General features: G+C 67.6%; 9 protein-coding genes and 3 pseudogenes. 1 reads left to right on the forward strand and 11 read right to left on the reverse strand.

All coding sequences use genetic code 11. The annotated features are described in order from the left end of the window. On the reverse strand, window positions 1–193 hold a 193-nt coding region (locus ACIGYR_RS35400), incomplete at its 3' end, for a DUF5958 family protein (RefSeq protein WP_400014414.1). Between ACIGYR_RS35400 and ACIGYR_RS35405 the strand changes: the two are divergent. Beyond that, window positions 161–841 (forward strand): annotated as a pseudogene (locus ACIGYR_RS35405) (IS6 family transposase); the annotation flags it as partial. The gene ACIGYR_RS35400 and the pseudogene ACIGYR_RS35405 sit on opposite strands and share 33 nt — an antisense overlap. Before the next feature lie 120 nt (window positions 842–961). Here the strand turns inward: ACIGYR_RS35405 and ACIGYR_RS35410 are convergent. The 10 genes and pseudogenes from ACIGYR_RS35410 to tap form a co-directional block, all read right to left on the reverse strand. Continuing rightward, entirely contained in the window at window positions 962–1,273 is a 312-nt protein-coding gene (locus ACIGYR_RS35410; protein ID WP_399609043.1) for a hypothetical protein, read from the reverse strand. Between the two features lie 96 nt (window positions 1,274–1,369). Beyond that, a complete protein-coding gene (locus tag ACIGYR_RS35415) occupies window positions 1,370–1,717 on the reverse strand; it encodes a hypothetical protein (protein ID WP_399609041.1) in 348 nt (115 codons plus the stop codon). A 344-nt stretch (window positions 1,718–2,061) separates the two neighbouring features. After that, complete coding sequence (locus tag ACIGYR_RS35420; RefSeq protein WP_399609040.1) at window positions 2,062–2,625, reverse strand: AAA family ATPase; 564 nt, start codon at window positions 2,623–2,625, stop codon at window positions 2,062–2,064. Next, window positions 2,622–3,422, reverse strand: coding sequence for a DUF6042 family protein (locus ACIGYR_RS35425; protein ID WP_399609038.1), 801 nt, complete (start codon window positions 3,420–3,422; stop codon window positions 2,622–2,624). Before ACIGYR_RS35425 ends, ACIGYR_RS35420 begins: the two co-directional genes overlap by 4 nt. Before the next feature lie 66 nt (window positions 3,423–3,488). Next, window positions 3,489–3,998 carry a hypothetical protein gene (locus ACIGYR_RS35430; RefSeq protein WP_399609036.1) on the reverse strand — a complete coding sequence of 170 codons (510 nt, stop codon included), beginning with the start codon at window positions 3,996–3,998 and terminating at the stop codon, window positions 3,489–3,491. A 70-nt stretch (window positions 3,999–4,068) separates the two neighbouring features. Continuing rightward, window positions 4,069–4,620 carry a helix-turn-helix domain-containing protein gene (locus ACIGYR_RS35435; RefSeq protein WP_400014416.1) on the reverse strand — a complete coding sequence of 184 codons (552 nt, stop codon included), beginning with the start codon at window positions 4,618–4,620 and terminating at the stop codon, window positions 4,069–4,071. 555 nt (window positions 4,621–5,175) lie between these two features. Further along, window positions 5,176–5,328: pseudogene (locus ACIGYR_RS35440) on the reverse strand (transposase); the annotation flags it as partial. Window positions 5,329–5,378: 50 nt separating this feature from the next. Continuing rightward, complete coding sequence (locus ACIGYR_RS35445; protein WP_399609035.1) at window positions 5,379–5,855, reverse strand: hypothetical protein; 477 nt, start codon at window positions 5,853–5,855, stop codon at window positions 5,379–5,381. Between the two features lie 12 nt (window positions 5,856–5,867). Then, on the reverse strand, window positions 5,868–10,505 hold the full coding sequence (locus tag ACIGYR_RS35450; RefSeq protein ID WP_399609033.1) for a DUF6531 domain-containing protein: 4,638 nt from the start codon (window positions 10,503–10,505) through the stop codon (window positions 5,868–5,870). A 975-nt stretch (window positions 10,506–11,480) separates the two neighbouring features. Then, window positions 11,481–12,664: pseudogene (gene tap / locus ACIGYR_RS35455) on the reverse strand (telomere-associated protein Tap); the annotation flags it as partial. Window positions 12,665–13,118: the final 454 nt, after the last annotated feature.

Here is a 13,118-nt window from a genome sequence, read left to right on the forward strand (position 1 = left end):
TGCCTGGATGCCCGCAGGCGCCTTTGCAGTACGTCTCGCGGCGGCGAGTGTCGGCAATGGTGAACACGGAAACGAGGACGCGGAATGCCTTGACGGGCACTGCCACGTTGGCTGACCGGTGGGATGATCTTTTGGTTGGTCGTGCTGGAGGGGGCTGCCTGTGGGGGCCGTGTCGCCGTCGTACAAGGGGCACCGGTACCCGGTCGAGGTCATCTCCTACTGTGTGTGGCTGTACTTCCGCTTCCCGTTGTCGTTCCGCGAGGTTGAGGAGCTCATGCTCGAGCGCGGGATCGTCGTCTCCTACGAGACGGTGCGCCGCTGGTGCGGCAAGTTCGGGCAGACCTACGCAGGCGCGCTGCGCCGTCGGCAGCCTCGGCCGGGTGGCAAATGGCACCTGGACGAGGTCTTCATCAAGATCAATGGGGACCAGAAGTACCTGTGGCGGCCCGTCGACCAGGACGGCAACGTCCTGGACATCCTGGTGCAGAACCGCCGGGACAAGGCCGCGGCCTGGCGCTTCTTCCGCAGGCTGATGAAGAAGAGCCGAACGGTGCCACGGGTGATCGTCACCGACAAGCTCCGCTGCTACGGCGCCGCCCGCCGCGAAGTCATGCCCTGCGTCGAGCACCGCCAGTCGAAGTACCTGAACAACCGGGCGGAGAACAGCCACCAACCCACCAGGCAGCGCGAACGGGCGATGAAGGGCTTCCGCTCAGTGGGCAGGGCCCAGCGGTTCCTGTCCGCGTTCAGTGGTATCTCGCCCCACTTCCGGCCCCGCCGCCATCTGATGCCTGCACACGACTACGGCGCCGAGATGACCGTCCGCTTCGCAATCTGGGAGCAGATCACCGGCGTCGCCGGGCTCGCCACCGCGGTCTGTCCACAGCCCGGAACCGGGCTCCACCACGCCACGACGTGCCATCAGCACCTACCCAACAACGTGACAGCGCCCTCCGGCAAGCTACGTTGCAGCGGGGGCGGGATCGGTGAACGAAATCGGCTTGCCGGTGGCCTGGGCATAGTCGATTTCCCTGCGCGTGGACTCGCCGATGTAGCCGCCAGGGTTGACGACCAGAACCCGGTCTGCCAGGTCGATCTTGCGCAGATGGAGGGCGTCCAGAGCCGTCTTCTGCTTGTCGGTGATCAACTCGTCTGCTTCACCTGGCGCGACAACAATGATCCCGGCGAAGGTCAGATCACGATTCACCGCACGCATCTCGTCCACGAACCGGGTGGAGCCGCAGATGCAGACGATTTCAGGTCGGTCGGGCACAGCTCAGCCCTTCGCTCGAACGGGACACTGCCGGCGTGCACGTTGGTACTGCGTCGGCAGGAGGTTAGTGGGTGGCACTACATCAGTGAGGGCCGGTCAGCCGTCGGCTCGTTCCTTCTCGATCGCATTCATCCTGCGGACCATGTCGATCTGCGCGCGGATCATCGTGTCGAACAGGACCTCCGGATCGCCGTCGGGTCCGGCGTTCGCAGCCAGCAGCGAGGCGACTTGGCTGGCGAGGACCGTGACCACGTCGGCCGTCCCCACCGGGCCGCGGACCTCGATCAGTTTGCGCACGGCGTCGTCGATGCGGTCCATGGCCTCCTCGCCCTGGAGGAACAACCCGAGCCGGTCGGCGAGGAACATGCGTACGACCGCCACACCGTCGGCCAGGGCGGTGTCCACGTTGAAGTCGGCGCGGGCCTTCTCCGACTCCTTGAGCACAGCCGGAATCGTGTACGTCCGCTGCTCCGGAATGAGGCCCTCCTTTCGCCACTTCGCGTACGGGATGGGGCCGACGGCGTCACGGCGTGCACGGTGTTCGTTGGTCGGGCGGCCGCCCGCGGTGCGGCAGGGCCGCCCTGCGGCCGCCTTGCAGGTCGGGCATTCGACACGGCGCATCCCGAGCGCACGAGATCCATCTCGGCATCGGAGCGGAGGTGTCGTCGCCACTCGCCGCCCCACGGGATGCTCTGCGGTCCGTTCTCCACGCCCATTGGCCCCCCTGGGTCCGGTGGTGTGTGCCGTCTTGCCTGCCGTGAAGCTGACCGTACCTGCGGTGGCGCCCCTCAGCGGTCGATCGGGGAAATACCGTCCAGGCCGCTCTCGGAGAGGATCTGTTGGACCGTGTCGTCCAGGGTGCTGGCCGCGTCGATGACGGTCTCCAGGCCGTTGGGCAGCAGGTCCATCTCTCGGTACCAGCCGCGTAGGTGGCCCTCGTTGACGTGCGCAAGGTACTCGGCATCTGGTTTCGTCGCGTGCCGGAGCACCGTCTCCTCGAAGGGCACGTGGAGGTAGTAGCACCGTGTGACGCCCTGGTGGGCGCGCACCAGGTTCTGCAGCATCGTGCCGTAGCGGTCGGCGTACAAGATGCCCTCCAGAACGACGTGGAAGCCGTTGTCGAGGGCGTAGCGGGCGGTGAGGTCGATCAGGCCGATATTGGCACCGCCGGGCCGGTCGCGTTCGCGCAGCACGTTCCGGCGCAGGTTGTCCTGGCCGACGATCGCGAGGTTGCGGCCGAACTTCTCGCGCAGGCCGGCCGCGACGGACGACTTCCCTGAGGCGCTGTTGCCCCGGATCACGATCAGGCGCGTGTCGCTGGTCCCCACGGTGCCGTGCGCGGCCTCGGTCACCCGCGGCTCACCTGGATGCGGTTAGCGTGGAAGTGCTCCCAGTCCATGACCAGGCGGAAGCGCTGGTGCGCCTCCAGGCGTTCCACATCGGCCGGTTCCTCGCCGCGCTGCACGCGGGCGTCCCCGGACTGCACGAGCTCAGCGAGGGCGATGCGGACGTCGTCGGCATCTTGGCTGGTGGCGGCCGCCAGTCGGTCCAGGGAGGTGAGGATCTCCTGCGGTTCGCCCAGGTCGTCGACCAAGTGGTTGATGAGCCCGTCGACGAGGGGGCCGGTGCGCAATGTCCAGGGGATGCGGTCGAGCCGCTTGGCGAGGTCGGCGTCCAGGGGCAGCAGGTCACCGGGCGACGGCAGCGCGGCGGGCATCGACCATCGGGTGCCGTCCGGCGTCTCCTCGCGGCGCGCCAGGCCCCACGTGAGGTAGAGCTCGGACAGGTCCCGCACGGTCTTGGGCACCGGGTAGCCGGCGGCCGTGAGCATGGCGCCGAACTTCTCCCAGCGATGTGCCTCGTTCGCTTCGCGCCCCTCCGGCGCCTCCTCGTAGTCCCATTCCTCATCGGGCCACGAGAACGTGAGCGCGCCGTCGAGGTCGCCGCCGATCATGTCCCAGTGGCCGTCGAAGAGTTCCTGCAGGAGGTCGTCCAGGGAGCCGGTGAAACCGGGCTGACTCGCGGTCCCGATCAGCATCGTCAGCGGGAAGCCCTGGCGGGGCAGGACGTGGTCCCAGCCCGACGCCCACCAGTCGTTGTGCATCGCCAGGTCCCGGCGCGGTCCGGGCACCGACGGGTTCTCAGTCATCCGCAGCTCTTCCTCGAAGAACGGTCAAACGCTCGCAGCGTACGCACTGTGGTGCGCGAAGCGTTGTCACGCGTGCCCAACCCAGGCTTGATGGTGGGACGCGACGTGCAGACCCTCGCGCAGGCGGCCGCGCAGGACACCAACGCGTGTCCTGCCCTCCACGACTTGCAGCCCGCTGTCTGATGGGTCCAGCAGGCGTCGGACGATCAGGATCGGCGGGCGTAGCCACGTCCCGTGCTCTTCCCAGTGCCGACCCACCTCGGGGCGGCGAACCTTGACCCAGTACACCGGGTTCTCGGCGTAGCTCTCGATGCAGCCGGCATCGGACTCTCCGGTCGGCATCCCAACGAAGTCCGCGGCCGGGATCGTCTCCAGCCGCCATCTGACCTCGTCCAGGTCGATGCTGCCGTAGTCGGACACGAAAGCGGCGTTGTCCCCGTGATCGAAGAGAAACTGCTCAAGGACGTCGTCTGGCCAGTGCAGGGAAGCCAGTACAGGGTCGGCGCGGAAGCGGTCATAGCTGAGGCCGCCGTCTTCACGGCGTGCCATCAGCGAACTGAGGTCGCTCAACTTCATGCCGCCAGGTGTACCGCAGGTGCCCGGCAAGGGTTCCCCTGCTCCGATGCCATCGCCGGTGCGGCGGTTCTCAGAACGTTGTGGCGGTCGGAGCCTGCTGGAATCCGGCGGCGATCTCATGGTGGCGCGCGGGCACCGTGTTCGGGCCGACGCGGACGTAGAACTCCGGGCGCTGTGAGTCACGGTCGCGGTAGGCGTACATCTGGCCCCCGCCGGAGACCTCGATCGCGAGGACCTTCTTGCCGTCGCGGTCGATCACGCGTGACTCGTACGGCGGCGCTGGTTCCACGCTGTCCCGGATCATGCCGACGACCTGGAGTTCCTGCTTGTCGACGGTCGGCTTCTCGGGCAGGCCCACGATCTGCAGGTCGTCGCGGACCCCGATCAGGACGGTGCCGCCGTCCTGCGATGCGAAGGCGGCGATGGTCTTGAGCATCTTCTTCCGCGAGTCGCCCTCCGGGACCTCCTGTTTGCACTCCAGGTGCTTTCCCTCCCCGTTCACCAGGAGAAGCTCCAGCTCCGGGCCGGGCTGCTCCCAGACGACCGAGGCATGGCGGGCGGGCCCGTACGTGGGAGCCGGGAAGTGGCGCCAGTCCAGCCACTGATCCTCGCGGCGGAGCATCAGCAGGCTGTCGTGCGCGAGTCCGTCGGGCAACGCGAAGCGGTAGGCGCCGGCGCCGTCGACGTGCTGAAGGTCGTTGCCCGCCGCCCAGCTCAGCTCGAGTACCGCGCCGTCCAGCGCCTCGCCGTCGACGACGGCCGTCAGCAGGTCGGGCCCGATGGTGATCTGTGACAGCCAGCCCGCACGCTGCGGCAGGGCGATACGCCACAGGTCCGAGCGGCCCGCGTTGCTGTCGTGGGGGCGCTGGTAGAGGAAGGAGCTGAGGGCCTGGTCGAAGTTCAGGAAAGAGGGGCCGTCCCCGACCAGCAGGTCGTGGCCGGGCTGGAGCGTGTTGGCGTCCCGGTTGATGGTCCACTCGGTGCGCGGCCACGGCGTGGTCACCCGGTCCCACTCTTGCTGGCCGCGCAGCCGAGAGGTGGAGGCGCTGGAGGGCGGCGGGCCGGGGGCGACGACGTGGAGACCGTGGATGTCCTGTTCGTCGCCCCGCAGCAGCGCGGCGACCGTCGGGCCGGGCAAGCGCAGTTCCAGGAAGCTCGCCGTGCTGTAGCGCCAGGCCCGCTCCTGCACTCCGGTCCGGACGCGGTACAGCACACCGTTGACCACCCGCCGGTGATCAGCCCACCGACCACCACGCAGCCCGATCGGCGGCAACAACGGCTCCAGCCGCCGCCACTCCGCATTCGTCAGATCACCCCGGCCCCATGCCACCAGCGTGACCCTCAAACAATGATCACCGTGGGAGATCCGAGAAACAGCCCTTAGTCGAAATAGCCCGCAGGGGCGGCGAGAACGTAGTGGACATACAGTGGCAGGCCGTCTGTGTCATCCAGTGGAACGTCGCGGCTGGTGTCGCGGGAGAGGAGCAGGGACAGTTCCGGGAAGATCGTGACTTCAGGTTCAGGGGAGTCGCTGTCGTGGCCCATCTCTTCGATGCGGGCCGCAAGTTCCCGGGCCGGGGTGCGGAAAAGGTCCAGGTCACCGAAGGTGACGTGGACGTCCGCGTCGTCGTGCTCGAAACGCCACACTTCGACGCCGGTGACGTGAGTGCCGTCGTCCACCAGGACAGTGATTTCGAAATCGGGCAGTCCGAGGGTGGCCTTGAACGCAGTGTTGCCCGGGGTTGGCGCCGCGACCTTCAGGTCGCCGAGAGGCCGCAGTCGTTCGGCAACGGTGGTGAACTCCTCGCCGAACCGGATATCGCCGACTCCCTGGGGCGGCTGTACTGCTAGATCCATGTGCTTGTCCTCCTACTTCAAGATGTCGTAGTTGATGGTCCAGCCGTTCTTGGCGAGGAGCTCCTGCAGCGCCTTGTTCTTGGGCAGGCTTGCCACCATATCGGCGATGTGCTGGTCGTACTTGGTGCCGTAGAGGCGTCGGATGTCGTCGATGTCCATCTTCATCGCTTCGTCGAAGCGTCCGGCGTTGATGAGGTCGCGCTGCTTTTGCTGCCATTGTCTGGCCGCGGCACCGTATCCGGTGCTCGTTACATTGCGGTGGTCTCGCTTCTCCATGCGGATGGCGGGGCCCATGTGCGGGGTGAGCTTGGGGTCGACGAGATGTTTATAGGCGGACTTCGCCGGCATGTGGTTGATCTCGTTGCCGTCGCGGGCGGGAGTCATGCCGCCGTACCAGCCGCCCTTGTCGGTGCAGCCGTCCGGTGCCAGGCCCAAGGGGTCGCTCGAGGTGAGCGGATTAATGACGTAGGCGATCGGGTTGGGTGCCGGGAGCAGGCCCAGCGGGTCGGGGCTGATGTAGCGGGCGGTTTCCGGGTCGTAGTGGCGCAGGTAGTTGTAGTGGAGTCCGGTCTCGGGGTCGGCGTACTGGCCGGCGTAGCGCAGTGGGGTGTGGGCGGTGGCATTCGAGGCGACCGCGGTGGTCCCCCAGGTGGTGGTGCGGCTGCGCCAGGCGATGGCGCCGTCTTCGTCGACGAGGTCGCTGGGGGTGCCGACAAGGTCGGTGACGATGGCGAAGAACCGGGCGTCGACCTCGCCGTCGGAGAGAGGTTTGCGCTCGTACTGCACCAGGGGCGTGAAGCCGTCGTAGTCCCAGGTCAGGGTGGCGCCGGTGGCGCTGGTGGTCTGTTCGGCAAGGTGGGTGCCGTCCCAGGTGAAGCGGGTCTCGTCGAGGATTGTCGAACCGTCGTCTGTGAGGCGGTACTTGGCTGTGCGGCGGCCCAGCGGGTCATAGCGGTAGTGCCAGGTGATGCCGTCGGGGGTGGTGCAGGAGGTGAGGCGATCTTCGGCGTCCCAGGTGTACTGCCAGGTGTCGGGTTTACGGGACAGGCGCTTCTTGACGCGTTCGACGAGGCGGCCGGCGGCGTCGTAGCGGTAGTGGGTGTGGCCGGCGCGCAGGAGACGGGTTGCCGTGTAGTGGCGCTCACCGCGGACGGCGGGGTCGGCGACGCGGTCCGGCCATGTGGCGGAGATCTGGTTGCCGCCTGCATCGTAGGCATAGATCTCTGTGCCTGCTGGCGTGGCGACCTGAAGCGGGCGGCCGATCGGATCGAGATCGTAGGTGGTGCTGTGCTGTGTGACGTGTTCGGTGACGGCGGTGAGGTGGTCGTCGCCCCGGTAGGTGTAGCTGCGGGCGCGCAGGCGGCGACCGCTGGCTATCGAAAGGTCCTGGTGGGTGAGGCGGTTGACCTCGTCCCAGGCCGAGGTGAGGCGGAGGTGTTCGCCCACGACGCGTGCGGTCTCCTGGCCGAGCAGGTCATGCTCGAAGGTCATGGTATGCCGGTCGTCGACTCTGAGGCTGGTTCGGTTGCCGGCGGAGTCCCAGGTGAGGGTCGTGCGGGCGCCCGTGGGGGTGGTGCGAGAGGTACGCCGGCCCGCCGCGTCGTAGCCGAGTTGGAGGGTGGCGCCGTCCACAGTCTCGCTCAGCAGTCGACCTGCGCGGTCGTAGGAGAACTCCAGCGTGCATTGTGGACTGATGGCCTGAGCCAGACGTGAGCCGAGGTCGTAGGAGAACACGCTGCGACTGGAGTCGGCAGTTCTGGCTGCGATGCGGGACTGGGCGTCGTACTCGAAGGCGATGGTTTGGCCAGCCGCGTTGGTGCGCTGGATGAGCTGCCCGGCCGCGTCGTATTTGTAGGTGGTGCTCCGGTCGTCGAAGTCGGTTTCGCTGGCCAGTCGTCCCGCGGCGTCATAGTGGTAACTCCACGTCATTCCGGCCGGGTTGGTGATCTGGACGAGGCGTCGCTCGGTGTCGTGGCCGAAGGTGTGAGTGAGACCGTCGGGTGTCGTGCGGGTGGCGAGCAGGTCAAAGGGTGCATAGGTGCTTTCGGTGGTGGCGCCCAGGGGATCGGTGTGACGCAGGCAGTTGCCCTCGCCGTCCCACACCCACGTCTCGCGGCCACCGTCCGGAGCTGTGCGTGAGGTCAGGCGGCCTTCGTAGTCCCAGGTGAAGACGGTGCGGTGGCCCCGGGGATCGAGCACTTCGAGGGGACGGCCCAGGACGTCACGCCGGCAGGTGGTGCGGGCGCCGCGGGCATCCTCCATGGCGATGGTCAACCCGGCCGCGTCGGTCGTCATGTGCACCGTCGCTCCGGACGGGTCGGTGATGCTTCGCGGCGCGCCGGTGGGGTGGTAGGTGACGCGGTGCACGAAGCCGTCCGCGGCGATGACAGCGGTGCGGTTGCCGCGTTCGTCGTACTCGTGACCGACCGTGGTGCCATCCGGCGCGATGAGTGCAATCGGCAGATTGTGCTCGTTGTAGGTAATGCGGGTGATGGTCCCGTCGGGCTCGGTGCGGGAGATGAGGTTGCCCTTCTCGTCCCATCCCCAGCGAGTGGTGCGGCCTAGTGGGTCGGTGTGGGCGAGCAACTGGTCGTGGTGGTCCCATCGCTCGGTGCTGGTGTGCCCGAGCGGGTCGGTCATCGCGATGATCTGACCGTACCGATTGGATCGGTAAACGGTGGCATGCCCCAGCGAGTCGGTGTACGTGACGGTGCTGCTTCCGTCTTGAGACAGCTCGCCGTAAGAAATGCGGGAATTGAGGATGCCGTCGGTCCCGCGGGTCTCCACCACCCGGCCCCGTGCGTCGTAGGCAAAGCTGATCTCGGTGTCGTTCGAGTCTCGCCAGCCGGTGATGCGATGCGCGTCGTCGCAGGTGAAGTGCAAGCAGGCATCGACCGCGTTGCGTACCTCGACCAGATCGCCGGCGGCGTTGTAACCGAACGTGCGTAGTCTGATCGGCTCGTCATCGGTCAGCGCGCTCAGGCCCGTGACACGGTCTTGGTCAGCGTCGGTGTGGACTTGGATGCGATACCCGCCGCTGTGCGTGACGGTCACCGGCCTGTCGAATCCGTCGCGCTCGATGGTTGTGGTGTTGCCGTTGCGGTCCTCGATGCCGACCAGCCACCACACCCCCTCGTGGGCTGCTGCCGACTCGAAGTGGCGTATCAGCCCGGTGTGGGGATCCAGCACTGCCAGCACGTAGCTCGTTCCCCGTGTGACATACGTCAGCGGCAGCCGGACGCCCTCGGCCGGACCCACCCGGTCACCGGGCAGATCAGGCAAGCGCGGGTAGGCCAGCATCGAGCCGTCCTCCCGATACCACCAATACCCGCCCAGCGCCTCGTCCACCTCCAACCGTTCATCCAGCGTCGCGGCCCAGGACGGGCCGAACAAACGGCCCGCCGTGTAATCGGATGCATGCGTGCGCTTCAGGATGAGGGGCAGCATTCCCGGCAGGTCGACATCGGTCTGGGGAAGGATCATCTGCCCAGTCGCCATGTCGATCGGGTCGCCGCCCAGATACTTGCACTTCAGCTCGCGTGCCCGTTGCGCAAGTTGGGCCGAGGCCAGCTTGAGGCCGTCCCGCAGTTTCCGCCCCCGGCCGCCGTCCGCTTGAGGGCGGCCGCCCGAGCCGTGGCCGTCACCGTCCTTCTTTCCCCCGATGATGGCATCGATCTTGCTGCGGACGCCGTGGTCCGTGTCCTTGTGGATACGAGAAGTCGCCCGCGCCCGGTCCGGGACGGTCTCCGTGATGTGCTTGGCGATCTTCTTCAGGGCCTTCTCAGTGCCCTTCAGTGCGCCGTGCAGCACGCTGTCGAAAGCCCGCGTGAACGGATCGCGGCCCTTGCTGCGGCCAAACGCACCCCGGGCCCGGCCCAGCGGGTCGGAGGCGGCGGTGTGCAGGTCACTACCGTGCCGCGAGACCTTACCCGCGCCGTCCTCGAACTCGGTGTGGTCGATGTACGTGCGCTTCGGCGCGCCGCCTCCACCCGAGAAACCTCCGGCGGAGGCGATGTGCATTCCGCCCCCGCCGTGCTTTCCACCCCCGCCACCGCCGACGTCGGCGGCCGGCATGTGGAACGCGCCGTCGGCCAGGTCGAGCACCATGTCCTCGACCATCGACTCCAGCTTGGCGTTGACCGGCTCGGTCAGCTTGGCGATCACCTCGTCGACGATCCGCTCCACGGCCTCGTCGATGATCCGCTTCACCGCCTGTCGCATCGCCTGGATCTCGGCGGCACCGAGCACCGCCGACAGACCGCCGGTCACCCAGGCGAGGCCGATGGACAGGCCCACCGACCCAGCCATTACGGCGAGTTCGGCCTCGGCCTTCGCCTTCATCCAAAAGATGATTTCGGCGAGCGTGTCACACGCGTCCGCGAACAGCCTGGCCAGTTCTGGGAGTTTTTCCAGATGACTGGCCTTTACCTGGTTCCAGTGCTTCTCGAACGCGTCGACCGCCCAGCCCTCGGACGAGGATAGGATCCGGGACACAGCGAGGTGCGCGCTGCCGCCGTGTCCCTCGAACGTGTCTGCGAACTCCCGCATCGCGTCGGCCACTTCGCGGTAGTCGTCTTCGTCCACGTTCGGGAAGTTGATCCCGATGAAGTCGAGAACCTCGTCCAGCCAGCCCGGGATCGTGTAACCCATCCCCCGTGATCCTCCCCGTTCGCTCTGCTGCCCGCGAGCCCATCATGATCGCGAGTTGCGAATGAGAACCCTAGTAGGTGGCACCGACAGGCATGCAAGCTGCCCGCGCTGGATGGCCAGACAGGAGTCACCGCCCAACTTGGAACCCCAGGTCAAGAGGCTGAAGTGATCGATCTCGGAGTACTCTGGGACGGCAAAAGCGTCGACAAGGACAAGGTCATCCACGTCCACGAGACGCGGAACGAGCGGCCCCGAGACGTGAGCGACCTCGGCATCAACATGTGCACGAAGAGCGGGATGGCTGCGCGAGCCCGACCTCGCCTACCGGATCACCCGAGCTGATCGAAGCAGCCGCCGACAAGACGTCTCCGACACCCTCCCCGCACGCTCGGCAGACCCAGACCTTCCTCCCGAGCCCGACCAGACCGCCCCAGCCAGGTCTGCCGTACCTGCGGTGGGGGGAAGACGTGAAGCGACATCTCACGATGCCATGGGATGCGCACCCGGCCATGCCGCGGTCCAAGTGCCCGGTGCGGCCATGCCGGACGTCAGCTAGCCAGGCTGACCGAGATGGGCACATTCGGGCAACTACCGAGGACCTCCATGAGCGCGGCCTGCTCCTCGGCGTCAATGCTCAGGCCCCACCAGGTCTCGCCCGCTACCCATTCGGTAACCTATGTGCAGCGGTAGCCCTCGGTCGGCGGCAGCCGCGTGGACGGGTCCTGATCGGACTTGCGGCCGACACCGCGATCAGCGCACGGTCGTCAAGCAGGTCGTTTGCATAGTCCTCCCCCGCTCCTTGGCCGTCCAACCGTAGGCGCCGGAATCCCAGGCCACGGCTGGCGTGCTGCGGTATGAGCCGGCCCGTCAGTGGTGTGCCTCAGGTGATCGGCCAGCGCGGCCCGTTCTCGGGATCGTTGACCCACATGTACTGGGTGGTGCCGCTGTCCGTGACGGTCATCCCGAAGTCGTACAGTCCAGGTACGCGCCGGTCTCGCGGCGCAGGTACGCCTCGATCGGGTGGACGTCGTAGCCGAGCTCCTGGGCGTAGGCGACGGTGTGCGTCTGGTACCAGGCAGGTCCCGTCGGCCGGGAGCCGTCCGGCGTGAACGGCGAGGGCAGGCGCGGGTCCAGCTCGATGTGGGACAGGTCGACCAGCCAGGAGCCGGGGAACTTCGGGTTGAACTTCGGGGCGTGGAAGTGGTCGGGAGCGCTGAGGCCGACGACCAGGCGGGCTGCGGCGGCGAGGAACGCGGTGTTGAGGTCCAGGCCGACCGCGAAGGGCATCATGCACTTCTCATCGCTGAGCGAGTCCACCGACCCGCACCCACTGGTACGCCTCCTCGTTGAGGAACCCGCCGGTCCAGCCCGAGTTCACCACGACGGGGTGCTCCGGGGTGGCCTCCGGCGGCGCCGGGTCCATCGGCTCCGTTCCCAGCGGGCCCGGGTTGTGGCCCGAGATCCAGTTGCCGGTCTGCTCATCGCGCTCCGGCTTCGTCGGCGGGCGCAGCGCCGTCATCAGTTCCAGGCCGAGACGGCGGTGGATCCGCGCGGGGTGATGACCCGCTGGGCGTACACCCCGAGGACGCGGGCGATGTCGGCCGGCTCCATCCCGGCAACACCGGGCCAGGACCGCTCATCGAGGGCGTCCCACGACAGGATCGCCAGCTGCACACACTGCCGCTCGCGGCCCTGCGCCTTGCGGTAGATCCGCGCCCACGGGCCGAAGCCGCGCTGCGTGAGCTGCCACTTGGCCTTCGCCACCTGCTTGACGACCGGGTGGTCCTCCGGCAGGCGCAGGGAGCGGCGCTGCTCGTGAACCTCCAGGCGTTCCGGCAGCCCGAGCTTCACGGCGGCCGCGGCGGTGAGGACGATCAGTGGGTCGGAGTCCTTGCCGTACCGGTTGAGCTTCGGCGCACCGAGGCCGGACTCGTGCAGCGTCCACTCCACCAGTTCCGGGATGTGGTCGCCGGGCAGTCCAGCACGATCCCGTCGACGCCGTACGCGGAGCCGTCGCCGTCCAGCACGGCGAGCGGGCCGTGCGGGAAGCGCGGGTCGACGCCCGGCTTCGTCGCCTTCTTCGCTGCCGGGCGCCGCGGCGTCGCGGGGCGTCCGACCGGACGGGCGGGCCGCTCCGGAGCGGCGGGAGTCTCCACCGGCGCGGCGGACTGTGCTCCGTCTTCGCGCCTGGGCGTGCGCGGGTCACCCCCGGGGGCGCAACTTGTGATGTGCGTCACTCGAGTTACCTGTCGTTGCTGGTGAGGCGACTTTATGTGATTGTCCGATAACGGTGTGTGCGAAGAAAGTGGAGTCGGGCTGTAACCCAGATGGGGGTACGGAACGGCATCAGGGGCGGAACGCGCCGTTGTTCCGCTCGGCTGACACCCGTTGCCCGCCGGGCTTCGTTCTGGATCAAGAAGGAGGCTTCGTGGGGCCCACTCGGACCCGGTACGCGTACGGCTCGGCCTGCGCCTATCGGATGACCACTGCGTGCTCCGGAGCCATCGAAGAGTCTGTCCTCGGCACCGCCGACCAGGCTTGCTCCAACCTCGGCCGAGCCGGTTGCCGGCGTGGCCGATGCGTCTGCCGGCGCCACCCGGCTGCGCCGCTGAT

The organism is Streptomyces sp. NPDC053076 (assembly GCF_044546845.1).
GTDB lineage: Bacteria > Actinomycetota > Actinomycetes > Streptomycetales > Streptomycetaceae > Streptomyces.